Source organism: Neisseria flavescens (assembly GCF_005221285.1).
Classification (GTDB): Bacteria; Pseudomonadota; Gammaproteobacteria; order Burkholderiales; family Neisseriaceae; genus Neisseria; species Neisseria flavescens.
Map to the genome: position 1 here is coordinate 2,043,048 of NZ_CP039886.1, position 20,053 is coordinate 2,063,100.

Annotated in this window: 19 protein-coding genes, 2 tRNA genes, 1 rRNA gene and 1 pseudogene; 19 read left to right on the forward strand and 4 right to left on the reverse strand. The window is 50.3% G+C overall.

Going from position 1 to position 20,053, the window contains the following annotated elements:
- Positions 1-58 precede the first annotated feature (58 nt).
- The 3 genes from amgK to FAH67_RS10445 all read left to right on the forward strand — a co-directional run bounded on the left by amgK (position 59) and on the right by FAH67_RS10445 (position 3,913).
- Positions 59-1,063 carry an N-acetylmuramate/N-acetylglucosamine kinase AmgK gene (gene amgK / locus FAH67_RS10435; protein WP_003680654.1) on the forward strand — a complete coding sequence of 335 codons (1,005 nt, stop codon included), beginning with the start codon at positions 59-61 and terminating at the stop codon, positions 1,061-1,063.
- 84 nt (positions 1,064-1,147) lie between these two features.
- On the forward strand, positions 1,148-3,043 hold the full coding sequence (gene mnmG / locus FAH67_RS10440; protein ID WP_003680655.1) for a tRNA uridine-5-carboxymethylaminomethyl(34) synthesis enzyme MnmG: 1,896 nt from the start codon (positions 1,148-1,150) through the stop codon (positions 3,041-3,043).
- 258 nt (positions 3,044-3,301) lie between these two features.
- Positions 3,302-3,913, forward strand: a complete 612-nt coding sequence (locus FAH67_RS10445; protein ID WP_003680656.1) for a hypothetical protein — start codon at positions 3,302-3,304, stop codon at positions 3,911-3,913.
- A 260-nt stretch (positions 3,914-4,173) separates the two neighbouring features.
- On the opposite strand, the gene FAH67_RS10450 is transcribed toward FAH67_RS10445, so the two are convergent.
- The 3 genes from FAH67_RS10450 to FAH67_RS10460 all read right to left on the reverse strand — a co-directional run bounded on the left by FAH67_RS10450 (position 4,174) and on the right by FAH67_RS10460 (position 5,991).
- The gene (locus FAH67_RS10450) at positions 4,174-5,070 is read right to left on the reverse strand and encodes an IS3 family transposase (RefSeq protein WP_112890689.1); all 897 of its coding nucleotides are present in this window, start codon (positions 5,068-5,070) and stop codon (positions 4,174-4,176) included.
- Positions 4,974-5,324 carry a helix-turn-helix domain-containing protein gene (locus FAH67_RS10455; protein WP_112890781.1) on the reverse strand — a complete coding sequence of 117 codons (351 nt, stop codon included), beginning with the start codon at positions 5,322-5,324 and terminating at the stop codon, positions 4,974-4,976. Before FAH67_RS10455 ends, FAH67_RS10450 begins: the two co-directional genes overlap by 97 nt.
- A 76-nt stretch (positions 5,325-5,400) precedes the next feature.
- Positions 5,401-5,991, reverse strand: a complete 591-nt coding sequence (locus FAH67_RS10460; RefSeq protein WP_003682669.1) for a 5-formyltetrahydrofolate cyclo-ligase — start codon at positions 5,989-5,991, stop codon at positions 5,401-5,403.
- A gap of 78 nt (positions 5,992-6,069) precedes the next feature.
- Here FAH67_RS10460 and FAH67_RS10465 point away from each other — a divergent pair, with 78 nt between their 5' ends.
- The 12 genes from FAH67_RS10465 to FAH67_RS10520 all read left to right on the forward strand — a co-directional run bounded on the left by FAH67_RS10465 (position 6,070) and on the right by FAH67_RS10520 (position 14,932).
- A complete protein-coding gene (locus tag FAH67_RS10465; RefSeq protein WP_002242080.1) occupies positions 6,070-6,312 on the forward strand; it encodes a hypothetical protein in 243 nt (80 codons plus the stop codon).
- Positions 6,313-6,486: 174 nt separating this feature from the next.
- Entirely contained in the window at positions 6,487-7,215 is a 729-nt protein-coding gene (rpsB, locus tag FAH67_RS10470) for a 30S ribosomal protein S2 (RefSeq protein WP_002230071.1), read from the forward strand.
- 124 nt (positions 7,216-7,339) lie between these two features.
- Positions 7,340-8,194 carry a translation elongation factor Ts gene (gene tsf, locus FAH67_RS10475; RefSeq protein ID WP_002233256.1) on the forward strand — a complete coding sequence of 285 codons (855 nt, stop codon included), beginning with the start codon at positions 7,340-7,342 and terminating at the stop codon, positions 8,192-8,194.
- Positions 8,195-8,437: 243 nt separating this feature from the next.
- The gene (gene pyrH / locus FAH67_RS10480; protein ID WP_039864458.1) at positions 8,438-9,157 is read left to right on the forward strand and encodes a UMP kinase; all 720 of its coding nucleotides are present in this window, start codon (positions 8,438-8,440) and stop codon (positions 9,155-9,157) included.
- A 162-nt stretch (positions 9,158-9,319) separates the two neighbouring features.
- On the forward strand, positions 9,320-9,790 hold the full coding sequence (gene rlmH / locus FAH67_RS10485) for a 23S rRNA (pseudouridine(1915)-N(3))-methyltransferase RlmH (protein ID WP_003682681.1): 471 nt from the start codon (positions 9,320-9,322) through the stop codon (positions 9,788-9,790).
- Between the two features lie 145 nt (positions 9,791-9,935).
- Positions 9,936-10,577 (forward strand): orotate phosphoribosyltransferase, encoded by a 642-nt coding sequence (gene pyrE, locus FAH67_RS10490; protein WP_003682682.1) that lies wholly within the window; start codon positions 9,936-9,938, stop codon positions 10,575-10,577.
- Between the two features lie 99 nt (positions 10,578-10,676).
- Complete coding sequence (locus FAH67_RS10495; RefSeq protein WP_039864455.1) at positions 10,677-11,072, forward strand: MJ0042-type zinc finger domain-containing protein; 396 nt, start codon at positions 10,677-10,679, stop codon at positions 11,070-11,072.
- Positions 11,069-12,382 carry an amino-acid N-acetyltransferase gene (gene argA / locus FAH67_RS10500; RefSeq protein ID WP_003682686.1) on the forward strand — a complete coding sequence of 438 codons (1,314 nt, stop codon included), beginning with the start codon at positions 11,069-11,071 and terminating at the stop codon, positions 12,380-12,382. The genes FAH67_RS10495 and argA overlap by 4 nt, the downstream gene beginning before the upstream one ends.
- A 45-nt stretch (positions 12,383-12,427) precedes the next feature.
- A complete protein-coding gene (locus FAH67_RS10505) occupies positions 12,428-13,207 on the forward strand; it encodes an exodeoxyribonuclease III (protein WP_003682689.1) in 780 nt (259 codons plus the stop codon).
- Positions 13,194-13,538: a hypothetical protein gene (locus FAH67_RS10510; protein ID WP_003682692.1), complete on the forward strand. Its 345-nt coding sequence runs from the start codon at positions 13,194-13,196 to the stop codon at positions 13,536-13,538. The genes FAH67_RS10505 and FAH67_RS10510 overlap by 14 nt, the downstream gene beginning before the upstream one ends.
- A 10-nt stretch (positions 13,539-13,548) precedes the next feature.
- Positions 13,549-14,079 carry an alpha/beta hydrolase gene (locus tag FAH67_RS10515; RefSeq protein ID WP_115287665.1) on the forward strand — a complete coding sequence of 177 codons (531 nt, stop codon included), beginning with the start codon at positions 13,549-13,551 and terminating at the stop codon, positions 14,077-14,079.
- Between the two features lie 157 nt (positions 14,080-14,236).
- A complete protein-coding gene (locus FAH67_RS10520; protein WP_003679275.1) occupies positions 14,237-14,932 on the forward strand; it encodes a thiol:disulfide interchange protein DsbA/DsbL in 696 nt (231 codons plus the stop codon).
- Between the two features lie 168 nt (positions 14,933-15,100).
- Here FAH67_RS10520 and ffh read toward each other — a convergent pair whose 3' ends face one another.
- Entirely contained in the window at positions 15,101-16,471 is a 1,371-nt protein-coding gene (gene ffh, locus FAH67_RS10525; protein WP_003679277.1) for a signal recognition particle protein, read from the reverse strand.
- Between the two features lie 185 nt (positions 16,472-16,656).
- On the opposite strand from ffh, the pseudogene FAH67_RS10530 reads away from it, so the two are divergent.
- From FAH67_RS10530 to FAH67_RS10550, 4 genes and pseudogenes are all read left to right on the forward strand, one after another.
- Positions 16,657-17,470: pseudogene (locus FAH67_RS10530) on the forward strand (cytochrome C assembly family protein).
- Positions 17,471-17,919: 449 nt separating this feature from the next.
- Positions 17,920-19,460 (forward strand): 16S ribosomal RNA (locus FAH67_RS10540).
- A gap of 105 nt (positions 19,461-19,565) precedes the next feature.
- Positions 19,566-19,642, forward strand: a tRNA-Ile gene (locus FAH67_RS10545).
- 5 nt (positions 19,643-19,647) lie between these two features.
- A tRNA-Ala gene (locus tag FAH67_RS10550) sits at positions 19,648-19,723 on the forward strand.
- Positions 19,724-20,053 lie beyond the last annotated feature (330 nt).

The following is a 20,053-nucleotide window of genomic DNA, read 5'->3' on the forward strand; positions in this document are numbered from 1 at the left end:
AAATCGGTTTGCCAGTTAGAATAGCGGTTATTGTAACCTGAAATTCTGCGATACCGCTATGCAACGACAAACCGAATTACAAAACTGGCTGGAGTCTGTTTACCCGAACCAGCCGTTCGAATTGAGCTTTGCGGCAGCCGATGCCGACTTCCGCCGTTATTTCCGTGCGACGTTTTCAGACGGCCAGACCGTTATCTGTATGGACGCGCCTCCTGAGAAGATGAGTATTGCGCCGTATTTGAAAGTGCAAAAACTGTTTAACATGGTCAATGTGCCGCAAGTGCTTCATGTGGATGAAGCGTTGGGCTTTATGGTGCTGAACGATTTGGGCAATACCACATTCCTGACCGCCATGAATCAGGAAAACAGTGAAACCGCCCACAAAGCCCTGTTGCTCGAAGCCATCGACGAACTGATCGAACTGCAAAAAGCCAGCCAACCCGGCAAACTGCCGGAATACGACCGCGAAGTCATGCTGCGCGAGATTAATTTATTCCCCGAATGGTTTGTGGCCAAAGAATTGGGCCGCGAGCTGACCTTCAAGCAACGCCGGTTGTGGCAGCAAACCGTCGATACACTGTTGCCGCCCTTATTGGAGCAACCTAAAGTTTATGTCCACCGCGACTTTATCGTCCGCAATCTGATGCTGGCAAAAGGCCGCCCGGGCGTGTTGGACTTCCAAGACGCGCTTTACGGCCCGATTTCCTATGATTTGGTGTCGCTGCTGCGCGATGCATTTATCGAATGGGAAGAAGAATTTGTATTGGACTTGGTCATCCGTTACTGGGAAAAAGCACGCGCTGCCCAGCTGCCTGTGCCTGCCGAGTTTGACGAGTTCTACCGCTGGTTTGAATGGATGGGCGTACAACGCCATTTGAAAGTGGCCGGTATTTTTGCCCGTCTGTACTACCGCGACGGCAAAGACAAATACCGCCCTGAAATTCCGCGCTTCTTGAACTACTTGCGCCGCGTATCGCGCCGTTACAACGATTTGGCGCCGCTTTATGCGTTGCTGGTCGAATTGGTCGGCGATGACGAATTGGAAACAGGCTATACCTTCTAAGCTTGGTTTTTTAAGATTTGATTCCACTTTTCAGACGGCCTGATCAACAAAAGGCCGTCTGAAACCTTTACAGAACACATAAACATGACTTACATGATTTACCCCAAAACCTACGACGTGATTGTCGTTGGTGGCGGCCATGCCGGTACCGAAGCCGCGCTTGCCGCCGCACGCATGGGTGCGCAAACCCTGCTGCTCTCGCACAACATCGAAACCCTCGGCCAAATGTCGTGCAACCCTTCCATCGGCGGCATCGGCAAAGGCCACCTCGTGCGCGAACTCGACGCATTGGGCGGCGCAATGGCGTTGGCCACCGACAAATCCGGAATCCAGTTCCGCCGCTTGAACGCCAGCAAAGGCGCGGCAGTGCGAGCTACGCGCGCGCAGGCAGACCGTATCCTATATAAAGCCGCTATCCGTGAGATGTTGGAAAACCAAGAAAACCTCGACCTTTTCCAACAAGCCGTCGAAGACGTAACGCTCGACGGCGAACGCATCAGCGGCGTGGTTACCGCGATGGGCGTGGAGTTTAAAGCACGCGCCGTCGTGTTGACCGCAGGCACGTTTTTGTCCGGCAAAATCCATATCGGTTTGGAAAACTACGAAGGCGGCCGCGCCGGCGATCCCGCCGCCAAATCCTTGGGCGGCCGTTTGCGCGAATTGAACCTGCCTCAAGGCCGTCTGAAAACCGGCACGCCGCCGCGTATTGACGGACGCACGATTGATTTCTCCCAGCTCACCGAACAGCCCGGCGACACGCCCGTTCCCGTCATGTCCGTACGCGGCAGCGCCGAAATGCACCCGCGCCAAGTGTCCTGCTGGATTACGCATACCAATTTGAAAACACACGACATTATCCGCAGCGGCTTTGACCGCAGCCCGATGTTTACCGGCAAAATCGAAGGCGTGGGCCCGCGTTATTGTCCGTCTATCGAAGACAAAATCAACCGCTTCGCCGACAAAGACAGCCACCAGATTTTCCTCGAACCCGAAGGCCTGACCACCAACGAATACTACCCCAACGGCATCTCCACCAGTCTGCCGTTCGACATCCAAATCGCGCTCGTGCGCAGTATGAAAGGCCTTGAAAACGCCCATATCCTGCGCCCCGGCTACGCCATCGAATACGACTATTTCGATCCGCGCAACCTCAAAGCCAGCCTCGAAACCAAAACCATCCAAGGCCTCTTCTTCGCCGGACAAATCAACGGCACGACCGGCTACGAAGAAGCCGCCGCACAAGGTTTATTGGCAGGCGCGAACGCCGTGCAATATGTGCGCGGACAAGACCCGCTTCTGCTGCGCCGCGAACAAGCCTACCTCGGCGTATTGGTGGACGACCTCATCACCAAAGGCGTGAACGAACCTTACCGCATGTTCACCAGCCGCGCCGAATACCGCCTGCAACTCAGGGAAGACAACGCCGATATGCGCCTGACCGAGGACGGCTACAAAATCGGCTTGGTGGGCGAAGAACAATGGCGTATGTTCAACGAAAAACGCGAAGCCGTCGAACGCGAAATCCAACGTTTGAAAACAACGTGGTACACACCGCAAAAACTCGCCGAAGAAGAGCAGCTGCGCGTATTCGGCCAAAAACTCAGCCGAGAAGCCAACCTGCACGATTTGTTACGCCGCCCGAACCTCGACTACGCCGCGCTGATGACGCTCGAAGGCGCGATGCCGTCTGAACGCCTCTCCGCCGAAGTGGTCGAACAAGTCGAAATCCAAGTCAAATACCAAGGCTATATCGACCGCCAAAACGAAGAAATCGACAGCCGCCGCGACATCGAAACCTTAAAGCTGCCCGACGGCATCGATTACGGCAAAGTCAAAGGCTTGTCGGCGGAAGTACAGCAAAAGCTCAACCAGCACAAACCCGAAACCGTCGGGCAGGCAAGCCGCATTTCCGGCGTAACCCCTGCCGCCGTCGCATTGCTGATGGTGCATTTGAAACGCGGGTTTAAAGATGCCAAGTAAGGTTTAATCCGAATAAAGGCCGTCTGAAACCGAAAAACAGGTTTCAGACGGCCTTTTTATCAAACCTGGAGCTAGAGAAGGGAATCGCCCCACTCCGGCCTTCGCGTTACGAATGCGCTGCTTTACTGACTGAGTTATAAAGAAAATAATTACTTCTTAGGTCAAGTTGTCATGTAAAAAATATGACGAATTTTAAAAAATTTTTTATAATGCTTAAATATTGGTTAACATTTTAGGAATTTAACAAATGAAAAAATATTGAAATGGGTCGCTATTGCTTTAGGCGGTTTATTTGTAATTGGTCTTTTTGCTGGTAATAGTCATCAAGTCAATAACAATCAGCAAGGAAATGGGAGTCAGCAAGATAATACTGCCGTGCAGAAGGAATCAGTTTCCAATGGGGAAAATACTACAGATGCTAAAGTTGAGAAAGAACAATCAAATTGGAATTATGGAGAAAATAAAGATGAAATGAGAAATCAAACTTCTCATTGGGCTAGCATTCAATCAGAAAACACTACAGAATTTGATTTCCCATATAACGGTGGTTCAAAGTTAGAAATCAGAATTCGGAAAAATCCGGAATATGGAAATGATGTAATTATTGGAATTTCAAAAGGGCAGTTTACATGCGGACTTGGTTGTAAAATGAAAGTAAAGTTTGATGATGGGGATATTCAGACTTTTAATATGGTTGGATCTGATGCAGGAAATCATGACATTATCTTTATCAATGGTAGCAAATCCGTAACTAATTTTACAAAAAACTTGAAAAAGTCGAAAAAGGCTATAATTGAGGTTGAATTTTTCCAAGCGGGGGCGCGCCAGTTCAAGTTCGACGTTTCAGGTTTAAAATGGGAATATTTCTAACTATCTGAAGAAATTGATAATTTTTAAATTCTTATAAAGACCGCCTGGGAGGGCGGTTTTTATATTTTCAGGTATTTTTTTATTATTTAATTATTATATTTGGCAAAGCAACCGTTATCATATGCATAAACTGGTTTTTCAAAACAAAACTGTCTGAACAGTTTTAGAAATCCTTTAACAGTTGGTTGATTTACGGCCTTGATAAGGCGAATATTCAAATTGAACTGGCCCCCAAATCTTGGACACTCATAAAAGCCTATTCAGGCACTCTGTGTAAGCCGGGTTCTGTATGCGACAGGACTCAGCTTTTTCAATTTCAAACTGCAACGCTCGCGGTTGTAGTAATCCATATAGTCATCTATCTGTTTCATCAATTCATCCACCGTCAATTCCCCTGCACGGTAGAAACACTCCGTCTTCAGCACCGCAAAGAAGCTTTCCATCGGTGCATTGTCCCAACAATTCGCCTTTCGCGACATGCTTTGAACCATGAAATACTCCGCAAGCAATTCCCTATACCCCGCCGTACGGTACAGCACACCTTGGTCGGAATGAAGCATCGTTCCTTTATCAGTCAGCCGGGGTGCCGCTTTTTCGAGCATTTCCTTCACCATTTCACTGTCGGCTCTGCGGCTCATGGCGTAGGCGATGATTTCGCGGTTGAACAGGTCCAAGATCGGCGAGAGGTACAGTTTGCCGTCCTTTCCTTTGAGTTCGGTCACGTCGGTCAGCCATTTTTCGTTGGGCTTTCGGGCTTTGAACCGGCGTTTGAGGAGGTGTTCCGATATTTCGCCCATGGCGGGATGGCGGTAGGCTTTTTTTGCCCGTATGAGGGCTTTCAGTCCTAGCTGCCTCATCAGCCGCGCCACTTTTTTGCGGTTCCAACCTAATGCTGCTGCAATGCGCCTTTGCCCGTAGCGTCCTTTATGCCGTTCGTAGATTTCGGCGATAAGGGCTTTGTCGGCTTCATTGGGGTCGGGTCGGTCCTGATGATGGTAGTAAAAGCTGCTTTTGGGCAGGTTTGCGATGTGCAGCAGGTATTTGAGCGGGTGTTGCGCCCTCAGTGTTTGGACGGTTTGGCTTTGTCCTTTTCGGTCTGTTTTTTGCTGAGGGCTTTTAACTCCTTTAGGTAGGCAACCTTTGCGCGCATATAGCACAACTCTTCGATAAGCTCTGCCTGTGTTTTTTCGTGGTCGGGTTTGTCGGCGATGAAGGGGTTTTTGCGGTGTTGGGGCATGGTTTTGGATTGGGGATGTTCGAGTGCGCCGATGCCGCCTTCTTGATAGGCGCGTATCCATCGTCGCAGGTTGGTTCGGGAAATGCCGTAGTGGTCTGCGGTACGCTGTTGACTGCGTATGTGCAGGTAGTGGAGTACGGCTTGGTATTTGAAGTGTAATGTATATTTGCTCATAAAAAAACTGCACCTTGTGAGTTGGAGGGGGGGTGTCCAACTTTTGGGGTGCAGTTCAAATTGCCGTAATCAGCCTTCAGGGCCGTCTGAATTTCAATACGCCAAGCTCGGAGACAAAGCCGTTTAGGGGGATGTCGTGGGGTTCGGTCGGCAGGGTGTCGGTCAGTTGGCAGCCGAAGCCTACACCCAGGGTTTGGGTTTGCAGGCGGTATTTCATGGCGGAGAGGGTGGCATCGTAATAGCCGCCGGCCTGTCCGAGGCGGTAGCCGCGTTTGTCGATGCCGACGATGGGGACCAGCAGCAAACTGAGTTGGTGGACGCGGATTTTTTTGCCGGTAAATTGGGGGACGCTCAATTTGGCGCGGCCGCGTTTGCGTTCTTGTTTGGCGCCGTCGGCAGGGTAGGGGGTGAACCACATCCGCCGGGTGTTCGGTTCGATATAGGGCAGGTAGAGTTTTGCGCCGCGTTTTTGTGCGGCACGGACAAAGCCGTCCAATCGCAATTCCTTGCCTATCGGCCAATATACGCCGATTTTCCGTCCTTTTTTGATGTAGGGTTTGAGTAGGCGGCTGATGTTTTCGGTGGCGGCGTTTCGCTCGTCTGCGCCCATTTGGGCGCGTGCGCGGCGGAACTGTTTGCGTAATGCCGATTTGGCGGGATTTCTCATTTTCAGACGGCCTTTCGGGATTGCGGTAGAATGTTGCGATTATAACGATTTTATTAACATTCAAACAGGACGCACACGATGTGGCACATTGTCGCCATCGGCTATCTTTTTGTTGCCGTGATGTTTTCCGCCGCGCAGCCGAGTATTGCGCGCGCGTTGATTTATTTGGTTTTTTGGGCAGTGTTGCCCACTGTGTTCATAGTCTTTGTCGTGACCATCCGTCGCCGCAACCGCCTGATGAAACGGCAGGAGCAGGCGGAGTTTGAAGCGGCCTGCCAAAAGGCGGTAGAGGCGGATGAAAAACAGGATGGAAAGGTATAAAATCCCTTTTCAGACGGCATCTTATCCGCTATAATCCGTCAGTTTTCCATTTCGGAAACACACTATTCTTTTAAACTTATGCCCACTTTCGCCGAAGGGTGCTTGACAATAGGCGCAGCCTATCAAGTTCTATGCGATTGAATGTGTGCCCTTAACCCTTTCAAGGAAATCAAAATGTCTCAAATTACTATGCGTCAGATGATTGAAGCCGGTGTTCACTTCGGTCACCAAACCCGTTTCTGGAACCCGAAAATGGCTCAATACATTTTCGGTGCGCGCAACAAAATCCATATCGTAAACCTGGAAAAAACCCTGCCGATGTTCCAAGAGGCGCAAGAAGCCGTACGTCGTCTGGTTGCCAACAAAGGTACAGTATTGTTCGTAGGTACCAAACGCCAAGCCCGCGACATCATCCGCGAAGAAGCTACCCGTGCCGGTATGCCTTTCGTTGATTACCGCTGGTTGGGTGGTATGCTGACTAACTACAAAACCGTTAAGCAATCCATCAAACGCCTGGAAGAAAAAACTGCTGCCCTGGAAAACGCTGCTGAAGGCGGTTTCAACAAAAAAGAAATTCTGGAAATGCAACGCGACGTTGAAAAACTGGAACGTTCTTTGGGCGGTATCAAAAACATGAAAGGCCTGCCTGACGCGATTTTCGTTATCGATACCGGCTACCAAAAAGGTACTCTGGTTGAAGCTGAAAAACTGGGCATCCCTGTTATCGCCGTAGTCGATACCAACAACAGCCCTGACGGCGTGAAATACGTTATCCCCGGTAACGATGACTCCGCCAAAGCTATCCGCCTGTACTGCCGTGGCATCGCCGACGCAGTTTTGGAAGGTAAAAACCAAGCGCTGCAAGAAACTGTAGCCGCTGCCCAAGAAGCTGCTGCCGAGTAATTCGGTATACATGAAGAGGGGCGTTATGCCCCTTTTCTCAAATCCCGTTCTGAAATCCGTTTCAGACGGTCACTATTTCCAAACACGGCAATGGCCGTGTTCCCAAAAATCTAGGAGATTCAAAATGGCAGAAATTACTGCAAAAATGGTTGCCGATCTGCGCGCCGCTACCGGCCTGGGCATGATGGAATGCAAAAAAGCCTTGGTTGAAGCTGAAGGCAACTTCGACAAAGCCGAAGAAATCCTGCGTATCAAATCCGGTGCGAAAGCCGGCAAACTGGCCGGCCGTACCGCTGCCGAAGGCGTATTGGCTTACGCGATCAACGGCAATGTCGGCGCATTGGTCGAAGTAAACTGCGAAACCGACTTCGTTGCCAAAGATGCCGGCTTCGTAGAATTTGCCAACTTCGTTGCTAAAACCGCTGCCGAGAAAAAACCGGCTTCTGTTGAAGAACTGAGCGAACTGGTTGAAGCAGAACGCAAAGCCATCATCGCCAAATTGGGCGAAAATATGTCTGTCCGCCGCTTCCAAGTGATCGACACTGCCAACCAACTGGTTGCCTACATCCACGGCGCATTGGCGACCGAAGGCGTATTGGTCGAGTTCAAAGGCTCTGAAGACGTAGCACGCAAAATCGGTATGCACATCGTTGCCGCCAAACCGCAATGCGTAAGCGAAGCCGAAGTAGATGCCGAAACCGTTGAAAAAGAACGCCACATCTACACCGAACAAGCCATCGCTTCCGGCAAACCTGCCGACATCGCCGCCAAAATGGTTGAAGGCCGTATCCGCAAATTCTTGGCCGAAATCACTCTGAACGGCCAAGCGTTCGTGATGAACCCCGACCAAACTGTTGCCCAATTCGCTAAAGAAAACGGCACTGAAGTGGTCAGCTTCGTACGCTACAAAGTAGGCGACGGTATCGAGAAAAAAGCCGTCGATTACGCGGCAGAAGTAGCCGCTGCCGCCAAAGTGTAAGGCACTTATGAAAAAGAAAGCACCTGGATTCCAAACGAATCAGGGTGCTTTTTTTTGGGAAAGGCCCATATTTTCCGGCGGCAGGGTTCAAATGCCCGCCCCGCCCGAAAACAGCGGCGGCAAATTCAGCCGCCCGTTTTCACACCGCCGGCACGCCGCATACGCCCCACCAAGGCATACACCTTTCAGACGGCATCCCGCCCGGAAGCCGGCAACATCCCCAACGAGAAAGCAGAATATCCCATGACACAGCAAATCAAATACAAACGCGTATTACTGAAACTCTCCGGCGAATCCCTGATGGGTTCCGATCCGTTCGGCATCAATCACGATACCATCGTTCAAACTGTCGGCGAAATTGCCGAAGTCGTTAAAATGGGCGTGCAAGTCGGTATCGTTGTCGGCGGCGGCAATATTTTCCGCGGCGTATCCGCACAAGCAGGCAGCATGGATCGCGCCACTGCCGACTACATGGGCATGATGGCAACCGTAATGAACGCGTTGGCACTCAAAGACGCATTTGAAACTTTGGGCATCAAAGCGCGCGTACAATCCGCACTGTCCATGCAGCAAATCGCTGAAACTTACGCCCGTCCTAAAGCCATTCAATATTTGGAAGAAGGCAAAGTCGTGATTTTCGCTGCCGGTACCGGTAACCCGTTCTTCACAACCGACACTGCCGCCGCATTGCGCGGTGCGGAAATGAACTGCGACGTGATGCTCAAAGCCACCAATGTTGACGGCGTGTACACCGCAGACCCGAAAAAAGACCCGTCCGCCACGCGCTACGAAACCATTACCTTTGACGAAGCCTTGAACAAAAACCTTAAAGTGATGGATGCCACCGCCTTCGCCCTCTGCCGCGAACGCAAGCTCAATATCGTCGTCTTCGGCATTGCTAAAGAAGGCTCACTCAAACGCGTAATAACCGGTGAAAACGAAGGTACACTGGTTCACTGCTAATCATTGAAAGGCCGTCTGAAACAGCCGAACGAGATACATTCGGCTTTCAGACGGCCTTTTATTTTCAGTCGGTTGCGTGGGCATTGGCTCATGGTTTGAAAAGGTTAAGAACTTGCTTGACCATAATCCCAAACCGACAATTCGATAACAAAAGGATACTCCATGAATATCACCGTCTTGGCTGTCGGCACGAAAATGCCGCGTTGGGTGGATGAAGCTGTCGGCGAGTACGCCAAACGCTTCGGGCGCGATGTCAATTATGCGCTGAAAGAAATCAAGCCAGAGAAACGCGGCGCGGGTGTGAATGCGGCTCAGGGCATGGCGGCTGAAGAAAAACGCCTGTTGGAAGCCATACCGCAGGGCGCGTTTTTGGTGGTATTGGATGAGCGCGGCAAAGCGCCGACTTCGGTCGAGTTGGCGCAACATTTGAAAGGCTGGCAGCAAAACGGCGAACACGTCTGTTTTATTATCGGCGGCGCAGACGGCATGACCGACCGTTTGAAACAGCAGGCAAACATGATGATGCGCCTTTCCAGCCTGACCTTGCCGCACGGCATGGTGCGCGTTTTATTGACCGAGCAGCTTTATCGCGCCGTTTCGATTTTGCACAACCATCCTTATCATCGGGAATAATCCGTTTTGATTGCCGGGATAAGACGGTAATGCCGCCTTGTCGGTTAAAAGCAGGGTTGAACCTGCTTTCAGACGGCCTGATTTTTCCGCATGAATCCTTTATAATCGTTTCTTTGATAAATCAACATCTTTCGAGAGAACCCAAATGTCCGATTTCCGTCAAGACTTCCTCAAATTCGCTTTGGCACAAAACGTGTTGAAATTCGGCGAATTTACGACTAAGGCCGGCCGTCAGTCGCCTTATTTTTTCAATGCCGGTTTGTTTAATGACGGCGCATCGACTTTGCAACTGGCGAAATTTTACGCCGAAGCCATTATTGCCAGCGGCGTGAAGTTCGATATGCTGTTCGGCCCAGCCTATAAAGGCATTATTTTGGCGGCGGCAACAGCGATGATGTTGGCGGAAAAAGGCGTAAACGTACCGTTTGCCTACAACCGCAAAGAAGCCAAAGACCACGGCGAGGGCGGTGTGTTGGTGGGTGCGCCTTTGAAGGGTCGCGTGCTGATTATCGATGATGTAATTTCCGCCGGTACATCCGTGCGCGAGTCGGTCAAACTGATTGAGGCCGAAGGCGCAACGCCTGCCGCAGTGGCCATTGCGCTCGACCGCATGGAAAAAGGCACGGGTGAATTGTCGGCGGTGCAGGAAGTCGAAAAACAATACGGCCTGCCGGTGGTTTCGATTGCCAACTTGAACGACTTGTTCACGCTCTTGCAAAACAATGCCGAATTTGGCGGCTTCTTCGAGCCGGTCAAAGCCTATCGCGAACGTTACGGCGCGGTTTAAACCATAACATCATGCTCAGGTCGTCTGAAACATTTTTCAGACGGCCTGAAACATTGGCTAAAATATATTTTTGATTCAATACACTTACGGAAAATACTCATGCCTGCTTGTTCTTGTCCTCATTGTAAAACACCGCATTGGGTGAAAGATGCCCAGTTGAACGTGGCGCAGGGTTTCGTGGTCTGCACGCGTTGTTCGGGGATGTTTAAGGCCAAGGATTATTTGTCGGGCAACCTGCCGGCCGATCCGGCCCATCTGCCTGTGGCGGTAACGGATGTGCGTCTTGTGCATAACATCGGCGTGCAAATCCTCAAACATTCCAAACTCTCGCGCAAAGAAATTTCCGATTTGCTCAATAGCGCGCTCAAGGAAGAGCCCAAGGCGGAAGAGCAAGCGGCGGTCAAAACGCGCAAGGAAGGTTTCAACTGGACGTTGGCATCGCTGATTGCGCTGACGGTTTTGATTATGCAACTCTTTTATCTTGCCCTGCTATGAGTAACATCGCCCATTTTGTCGCCAGCTTTCGTGAGGCCGCGCCCTATATCCAATATTTGCGCGGCAAAACCATGGTGGTCGGCGTGACCGACAGCCTGTTGGAAGGCGAAACTCTGATTCGTTTGGCTGCAGATTTGAATCTGTTGGCCAGCTTGGGCTTGCGTTTGGTCTTGGTACACGGTTCGCGGCATTTGCTCGACAAATTGGCTTCGGGTCGGGATTTTGTTCCGAAATACAGCGGCAGCCGACGGATTACCGATGAAGCGACTTTGATGGAAGTGAAGCAGGTAGCGGGGATTATCCGCAGCGATGTGGAAGCAGCCTTGTTCAGCAGCGTATCCGCACAGCAACGGAGCAAGCCGCCGGTTATCGCGTGCGGCAACTTTATTACCGCCCGTCCGTTGGGTGTTATCGACGGTGTGGACATGGGCTATACCGGTACCGTCCGCAAAATCGATGCGGAGGAAATCCGTTTGCGTTTAGATGGCGGCGCGGTGGTGCTGATCAGTCCTTTGGGACATTCGTACAGCGGCAAAACCTTCAATCTGAGTATGTGCGAAACCGCTCAGGAAGTGGCCATGGCTTTGCAGGCGGAGAAGCTGGTTTTCTTGACCGAAGAAGCCGGTATTCGTCGCGCTGATGGCTCGTTGGCCAATACTTTGTCTGTCGGCGAAGTGCAGGAATTGATACACGACAATCCCGATGCGCCTGCCGATTTGCTGCATGCGGCGGTAGGCGCGTTGGAAAACGGCGTATCGCGGGTGCAGATTCTCAACGGCCGTGAAGACGGCAGCCTGTTGCGCGAGCTGTTTACCCGCGAGGGCAGCGGTACATCTATTGCGCGCGAGCCGTTTGTTTCCATCCGTCAGGCACGCAGCGACGACATTCCGCACATCATCGCCTTAATCCGTCCTCTGGCGGAACAAGGCATCTTGTTACACCGCAGCCGCGAGTATTTGGAAAACCATATTTCCAGTTTTTCCGTATTGGAACACGATCAAAACATTTACGGCTGCGTGGCGCTGAAAACCTTTTCCGAACCGGACTCTGGCGAATTGGCCTGTCTGGTGGTGTCGCCCGAAGCGCGCGATGGCGGCTACGGCGAATTGCTGTTGGAACATCTGTTTCAAAAAGCACGCGCCTTAAATATCAAAACGCTTTTCGCCTTATCCACGCATACGGGCGAATGGTTTGTCGAACGGGGCTTTCAGACGGCCTCTGCCGATGACCTGCCTGCCGAACGCCGGCAGGAATACAATGCCAACGGCCGCAATTCCAAAGTATTTGTTTATGATTTGCAGGCCGTCTGAAAAACTTCAATCCTATTATCCATTTTTAAAAATCACTCAAATCTTATGTTGAAAATCATCTCTGCCAACGTCAACGGCATCCGCTCCGCCTATAAAAAAGGTTTTTATGAATACATCGCCGCTTCCGGTGTCGACATCGTCTGCGTGCAGGAACTGAAAGCTCAAGAAGCCGACCTGTCAGACGATATGAAAAATCCGCACGGTATGCACGGCTACTGGCATTGCGCCGAAAAGCGCGGGTACAGCGGCGTGGCGGTGTACAGCAAACGCAAACCCGACAATGTGCAAATCGGCATGGGCATTGAAGAATTTGACAGAGAAGGCCGTTTTGTCCGTTGCGATTTCGGCAAGTTGTCGGTGATTTCGCTGTATCTGCCCAGCGGCAGTAGCGCGGAAGAGCGCCAACAAGTGAAATACCGCTTTTTGGACGCGTTTTATCCCATGCTCGAAGCCATGAAAAATGAAGGACGCGACATCGTTGTCTGCGGCGACTGGAACATTGCCCACCAAAACATCGACTTGAAAAACTGGAAGGGCAATCAGAAAAATTCGGGCTTCTTGCCTGAAGAGCGCGAATGGATAGGCAAAGTTATCCACAAGCTCGGTTGGACGGATATGTGGCGCACTCTTTATCCTGATGTGCCGGGCTATACCTGGTGGAGCAACCGCGGACAAGCGTATGCGAAAGATGTCGGGTGGCGTATCGATTATCAGATGGTTACGCCGGAGTTGGCCGCCAAAGCGGTTTCCGCACATGTTTATAAAGACGAAAAATTCTCGGATCACGCCCCTTTAGTTGTGGAGTATGACTATGTTACCGAATAAGGTTTTGGGTAAATATGATTGGAATATAAACGGCAAAACCGGCGTAGGCGCGGCGTGGGTCGTGGCGGCATTTGTGTTGCCTATGCTGGTGTGGGCGGTGTTTATGCTGGCGCGGATGTCCGGCTGGGTTGCACCGACCAAGGCCAATCCGACTTGGGCATTGGTATGGCTGCTGTTTTCCCTGCCTTGCCTGCTGATTGCGGCCAAATGCTTTGCTTGGAAGGGTTGGCGGCTGGTTGCCAACATCGTACTTTGCCTGGCGACTTGTGCCATCCTCAGCGTGCCTGCCGCATTGCTGATTGCATTTACACTCAACGACTTGCTCAAATAGGCCGTCTGAAATGCAGAGCTTCGAACTCGAAGAAATGGCACTGTTTCTGATACGCGATGCGGATGAAGCGGAAATGTGGATAGACCGCTGGGCGGTCAGCTATCCGATTGTCCAAACTGTCGAAGCCGATAGTCGGCAAACCATTTTCGAATGGCAACATGCCATTCAGACGGCCTTCGACCATATCGTCAGCAGAAATATTGCTATCGTGGCTCATGGTGCCGGCGTGTCCGCATTTTTGGCATGGCTGTACCAAGCCGACATCATGACGCAAAAACGCCTGACCAATATTATTTTGGTCTCGCCTCGCCCAGAAGCTTTTCCCGAGGACGAAATCCATACGTTCCAACGCGTTCGCTGTCTTTGCCGTACAGCGCTGGTTATCGCCGAAACAAACGGCACGCCACGCGATTGGGCGCAAGAACAGGCTGACCGCTGGCATGCACGCCTGCTTCAATCGCCGCATTCCGGCCGGTTAAACGGCGCACTCGGCGGCTGGCAATGGGGCATGAAGCTGATGCAGGAAATGTTGTTGCGTTAATCATGAATACGTTGAAAAATCGAGGCCGTCTGAAAATTCAGACGGCCTTTAATAACTGAAGAAGCAAAATTAAACACACTTTTTCATTCCGAATCATACATATTCTCAGTAAAATGCCATAAAATCCGCACATTAATCTGAAACACAAGAGATACCTATGAAACTGAAAACTTTAGCTTTGACTTCATTGACCCTGTTGGCATTGGCCGCTTGCGGCAAACAGGCTGAAACCAGCGTTCCGGCAGACAGCGCCCAAAGCAGCGCATCTGCTTCGGCAGCGCCAGCCCCATTGACCGAAGGCGTGAACTACACTGTATTGTCTACGCCTATTCCGCAACAACAGACCGGTAAAGTCGAAGTATTGGAATTTTTCGGCTACTTCTGCCCGCATTGCGCCCATTTGGAGCCGGTTTTGAGCGAACACACCAAAACGTTCAAAGACGATACCTACCTGCGTCGCGAGCATGTGATTTGGGGCGACGAAATGAAACCTTTGGCACGTTTGGCCGCCGCAGTGGAAATAGCCGGTGAATCAGATAAAGCCAACAGCCATATTTTCGATGCGATGGTTAATCAAAAAATCAATTTGGCCGATACCGATACCCTGAAAAAATGGTTGTCCGAGCAAACAGCGTTTGACGGCAAAAAAGTATTGGCTGCATTTGAAGCGCCCGAAAGCCAAGCGCGTGCGGCTCAAATGGAAGAATTGACCAATAAATTCCAAATCAGCGGCACACCGACCGTTATCGTCGGCGGCAAATACCAAGTCGAATTTAAAGATTGGCAGTCCGGCATGACCACGATTGACCAGTTGGTGGACAAAGTACGCGAAGAGCAGAAAAAGCCACAATAAGTTGAAGGCTGAATGAGCAAAGGCCGTTTGAAAATAGGATTTCAGACGGCCTTTTATATTTAAGATCTATAGAATAGATGGTTGCTTAAAGTCTTATGGTTTTAAATCAGAATACGAAACAAAAACGCCGTCTGAAACTTTTCAGACGGCGTTTTCTGTCAAATCGGCCTACAAACCCGGGAACATACCTTTCATTCCCTTCATGCCTTTGGCTAAGCGCATCAGTTTGCCCAAGCCGTTGCCGCTGAACATCTTCATCATTTGTTGCATTTGTTCAAATTGTTTGAGCAATTTGTTCACTTCCTGCACGGTTGTGCCCGCACCCATCGCAATACGGCGTTTGCGGCCGGCTTTGAGCAGGGCAGGGTTGGCGCGTTCTTTAGGGGTCATCGAGTTGATGATGGCTTCCACTTTACCCATCGCCTTTTCCGCCGTGCCTTCGGGGATTTGTTTCGATATTTGACCCAGTTCGCCCGGCATTTTCGACATCAGGTTTTCCAAGCCGCCCATATTGCGCATCTGCTGGATTTGTTCTTTAAAGTCATTGAGGTCGAAGCCTTTGCCTTTTTGCAGCTTTTTCGCCATTTTGGCGGCGGCTTCTTCATCAATACCTTTTTGAACGTCTTCAATCAGGGTCAATACGTCGCCCATGCCGAGGATACGGCTGGCAAGACGGTCGGGGTGGAAAGGCTCGAGGCCGTTGATTTTCTCGCCGACACCGATAAATTTAATCGGCTTGCTGGTTACGTGGCGCACGGACAATGCCGCACCGCCGCGCGAATCGCCGTCCATCTTGGTCAACACGATACCGGTTAGCGGCAGGGCTTCATTAAATGCCTGAGCGGTATTTACCGCATCTTGACCCAGCATGGCATCGATAACGAACAAAGTTTCAATCGGGTTGACCGCCGCGTGAAGGACTTTGATTTCGTTCATCATCTCCTCATCGATTGCCAAACGGCCGGCGGTATCGACTATTAAGACATCGTAAAAATGTTTTTTGGCGTAATCGACGGCGGCAGTTGCAATCTCAACTGGTTTTTGGTTGGTATCGGACGGGAAAAAGTCCACGCCGACCTGTTCGGCCAACAGACGCAGCTGTTCAATCGCGGCAGGGCGGTAAACGTCGGCGGATACCACCAAAACTTTTTTCTTCTGATCGTTTTTCAGCAGGCGGGCGAGTTTGCCGACAGTCGTCGTCTTGCCTGCGCCCTGCAAACCGGCCATCAAAACGACGGCGGGCGGCGCAACCGATAAATCCAGCGTTTTGTTTTCCTTGCCCATCAGTTCGACTAAGGCTTGGTTGACCACGCCGATAAATGCCTGATCCGGCGTCAGGCTGCCCGCCACTTCCTGACCGAGGGCCTTTTCTTTGACGTTGTTGACGAACTCTTTGACGACAGGCAGGGCGACATCCGCCTCAAGCAGGGCGAGTCGGACTTCGCGCAAGGCTTCTTTAATGTTGTCTTCGGTCAGTTTGGCTTGCCCGCGGATGTTTTTGAGGACATTGCTGAAGCGGCTGGTTAAATTGTCTAACATACTGGTCCTTGGTCTGAATAAGAATAGCTTGCCCCATCAGGGGCATTCTTTGTTAAAATAAAATTCGGATTATTTTACACGATAGTCCGAAGTTATGCTTCAAGAACACAAACACGACACCAAGGCCGTCTGAAACTCTGTCGGCTGTCCGTCAAGTGTTCACATGTCTATTGAGAAAGATATTTATGCCGATTGTCTTAATCTGCCTTATGCTGGTGTATGCCGGATTGGGCGCATTTTCCTGGTTGCAACATAAAAAGCACAATAATAAATCTTACCCGCTGAAAACCGAGCTGCTGATTTTGAGTGGCGCATTATTGGTACATGGCGCAGCATTGATGTTCCCGGTATTGCAGGATAGGGTATTGATTACCGGTTTTGGCTATTCGCTCAGCCTGATAGTCTGGCTGATGCTGATGATGTACTGTTTAGGCAGCTTCTTTTATTGTCTGCGCGGTGTGCAACTCTTATTGTATCCCTGTGCCGCATTGACCTTATTGCTGGGTTTCCTTTTCCCGGGAGATTTCACAGGTCGTCAAATTGTAGACTTATTGCCGCTATCGCACATTGCATCATCATTGCTCGCATACGGATTGTTTGGCATCGTTACCTTATTTGCCATCCTGATCCTTTTGCTCGACCGCAATCTGCACAAACGCCGTTTTTCCGCATTGGTCAGCTTCTTACCGCCATTATTGAGTTTGGAAAAACTCATGTTCCAAGGTATGTGGGCAGGCTTCGTTTTATTGACCTATTCCGTTATCAGCGGTACGTTTTTTGCAGAAACCATTTTCGGCAAGCCGATGACCTTCACGCATAAAACCATCTTCAGCATTATGTCGTGGCTCATTATATGGCGCACTATTGCTGAAACACAGTATGACCGCATGGCGCGGCAAAAAAGCCGCCGTTTGGACTATTGTCGGATTTGTCAGTCTGATTTTTGCCTATGTGGGCAGTAAATTCGTCCTAGAAATTGTCCTTCAACGTATTGGATAAATAGAAATCATGTAAACAGGCCGTCTGAAATACTCTTTCAGACGGCCTTTGTTTTGTGTTTTTTTGTATGTATGGAGAGTGTAGAAAGTTTGTTGGAGTTTTTTATAAAATAAAAACCCTGTAAAAACATGGCGGTGGTTAAATTTTTGAAAATAATTTCGAGAAAGGTGTTGACTGGTTTTGTTTGGAGGCGTATAGTTCGGTTCTTCGCTGCTGACGCGGTGAAGAAAATGAAGCAGACAGTATAACACAGTTAGTTAGAATTATCGATAATTTTAGTTGACATTTGCTAAATATACTGTATAATTCGATTCGCTCTTTAAAAAACAGATTACCGATAAGTGTGAGTGCATTAGGCCTCACACTGTTTGAAAGACAGACAAGATAATGTTTTAGACATTGTCCTGTCGGTTTCTTTGAAGCAGACCAGAAGTTATAAGTTAGAGATTGAACATAAGAGTTTGATCCTGGCTCAGATTGAACGCTGGCGGCATGCTTTACACATGCAAGTCGGACGGCAGCACAGAGAAGCTTGCTTCTTGGGTGGCGAGTGGCGAACGGGTGAGTAATATATCGGAACGTACCGAGTAATGGGGGATAACTAATCGAAAGATTAGCTAATACCGCATATTCTCTGAGGAGGAAAGCAGGGGACCTTCGGGCCTTGCGTTATTCGAGCGGCCGATATCTGATTAGTTAGTTGGTGGGGTAAAGGCCTACCAAGGCGACGATCAGTAGCGGGTCTGAGAGGATGATCCGCCACACTGGGACTGAGACACGGCCCAGACTCCTACGGGAGGCAGCAGTGGGGAATTTTGGACAATGGGCGCAAGCCTGATCCAGCCATGCCGCGTGTCTGAAGAAGGCCTTCGGGTTGTAAAGGACTTTTGTCAGGGAAGAAAAGGCTGTTGCTAATATCGACAGCTGATGACGGTACCTGAAGAATAAGCACCGGCTAACTACGTGCCAGCAGCCGCGGTAATACGTAGGGTGCGAGCGTTAATCGGAATTACTGGGCGTAAAGCGAGCGCAGACGGTTACTTAAGCAGGATGTGAAATCCCCGGGCTCAACCCGGGAACTGCGTTCTGAACTGGGTAACTAGAGTGTGTCAGAGGGAGGTAGAATTCCACGTGTAGCAGTGAAATGCGTAGAGATGTGGAGGAATACCGATGGCGAAGGCAGCCTCCTGGGATAACACTGACGTTCATGCTCGAAAGCGTGGGTAGCAAACAGGATTAGATACCCTGGTAGTCCACGCCCTAAACGATGTCAATTAGCTGTTGGGCAACTTGATTGCTTAGTAGCGTAGCTAACGCGTGAAATTGACCGCCTGGGGAGTACGGTCGCAAGATTAAAACTCAAAGGAATTGACGGGGACCCGCACAAGCGGTGGATGATGTGGATTAATTCGATGCAACGCGAAGAACCTTACCTGGTCTTGACATGTACGGAATCCTCCAGAGACGGAGGAGTGCCTTCGGGAGCCGTAACACAGGTGCTGCATGGCTGTCGTCAGCTCGTGTCGTGAGATGTTGGGTTAAGTCCCGCAACGAGCGCAACCCTTGTCATTAGTTGCCATCATTTAGTTGGGCACTCTAATGAGACTGCCGGTGACAAGCCGGAGGAAGGTGGGGATGACGTCAAGTCCTCATGGCCCTTATGACCAGGGCTTCACACGTCATACAATGGTCGGTACAGAGGGTAGCCAAGCCGCGAGGTGGAGCCAATCTCACAAAACCGATCGTAGTCCGGATTGCACTCTGCAACTCGAGTGCATGAAGTCGGAATCGCTAGTAATCGCAGGTCAGCATACTGCGGTGAATACGTTCCCGGGTCTTGTACACACCGCCCGTCACACCATGGGAGTGGGGGATACCAGAAGTAGGTAGGGTAACCGCAAGGAGTCCGCTTACCACGGTATGCTTCATGACTGGGGTGAAGTCGTAACAAGGTAGCCGTAGGGGAACCTGCGGCTGGATCACCTCCTTTCTAGAGAAAGAAGAGGTCTGATGCATTCACACTTATCGGTAAACTGTAAAAGATGCGGAAGAGAAAAGCTTGAGTGAAGACAAGATTCGCTTAAGAAGAGAATCCGGGTTTGTAGCTCAGCTGGTTAGAGCACACGCTTGATAAGCGTGGGGTCGGAGGTTCAAGTCCTCCCAGACCCACCAAGAACGGGGGCATAGCTCAGTTGGTAGAGCACCTGCTTTGCAAGCAGGGGGTCATCGGTTCGATCCCGTTTGCCTCCACCAAGAACTTTACAAATCAAAGGAAGCCTGCTATACTTAGCAGCTTATTTTGATTTGCGAAGTGAAATATCGACGCATCGATCTTTAACAAATTGGAAAGCCGAAATCAACAAACAAAGACAATGAGTTTGTTTTGATTTTTTGTTCCTTGCAAAGGATAAAAAATCTCTCGTAAGAGAAAAGAAAACAAACACAGTATTTGGGTGATGATTGTATCGACTTAATCCTGAAACACAAAAGGCAGGATTAAGACATAACAAAGCAGTAAGCTTTATCAAAGTAGGAATTTCAAGTTTGCTTCCCTAGTCAACGGGTAGGTAAACGAAGTCAAAG

Bases quoted from the DNA above. Each gene is read 5' to 3' on its own strand.
- amgK (WP_003680654.1), top strand. From the start codon at position 59: ATGCAACGACAAACCGAATTACAAAACTGGCTGGAGTCTGTTTACCCG.
- mnmG (WP_003680655.1), top strand. From the start codon at position 1,148: ATGACTTACATGATTTACCCCAAAACCTACGACGTGATTGTCGTTGGT.
- FAH67_RS10455 (WP_112890781.1), bottom strand. From the start codon at position 5,324: ATGAGCAAATATACATTACACTTCAAATACCAAGCCGTACTCCACTAC.
- FAH67_RS10460 (WP_003682669.1), bottom strand. From the start codon at position 5,991: ATGAGAAATCCCGCCAAATCGGCATTACGCAAACAGTTCCGCCGCGCA.
- FAH67_RS10465 (WP_002242080.1), top strand. From the start codon at position 6,070: ATGTGGCACATTGTCGCCATCGGCTATCTTTTTGTTGCCGTGATGTTT.
- rpsB (WP_002230071.1), top strand. From the start codon at position 6,487: ATGTCTCAAATTACTATGCGTCAGATGATTGAAGCCGGTGTTCACTTC.
- tsf (WP_002233256.1), top strand. From the start codon at position 7,340: ATGGCAGAAATTACTGCAAAAATGGTTGCCGATCTGCGCGCCGCTACC.
- pyrH (WP_039864458.1), top strand. From the start codon at position 8,438: ATGACACAGCAAATCAAATACAAACGCGTATTACTGAAACTCTCCGGC.
- rlmH (WP_003682681.1), top strand. From the start codon at position 9,320: ATGAATATCACCGTCTTGGCTGTCGGCACGAAAATGCCGCGTTGGGTG.
- pyrE (WP_003682682.1), top strand. From the start codon at position 9,936: ATGTCCGATTTCCGTCAAGACTTCCTCAAATTCGCTTTGGCACAAAAC.
- FAH67_RS10495 (WP_039864455.1), top strand. From the start codon at position 10,677: ATGCCTGCTTGTTCTTGTCCTCATTGTAAAACACCGCATTGGGTGAAA.
- argA (WP_003682686.1), top strand. From the start codon at position 11,069: ATGAGTAACATCGCCCATTTTGTCGCCAGCTTTCGTGAGGCCGCGCCC.
- FAH67_RS10505 (WP_003682689.1), top strand. From the start codon at position 12,428: ATGTTGAAAATCATCTCTGCCAACGTCAACGGCATCCGCTCCGCCTAT.
- FAH67_RS10510 (WP_003682692.1), top strand. From the start codon at position 13,194: ATGTTACCGAATAAGGTTTTGGGTAAATATGATTGGAATATAAACGGC.
- FAH67_RS10515 (WP_115287665.1), top strand. From the start codon at position 13,549: ATGCAGAGCTTCGAACTCGAAGAAATGGCACTGTTTCTGATACGCGAT.
- FAH67_RS10520 (WP_003679275.1), top strand. From the start codon at position 14,237: ATGAAACTGAAAACTTTAGCTTTGACTTCATTGACCCTGTTGGCATTG.
- ffh (WP_003679277.1), bottom strand. From the start codon at position 16,471: ATGTTAGACAATTTAACCAGCCGCTTCAGCAATGTCCTCAAAAACATC.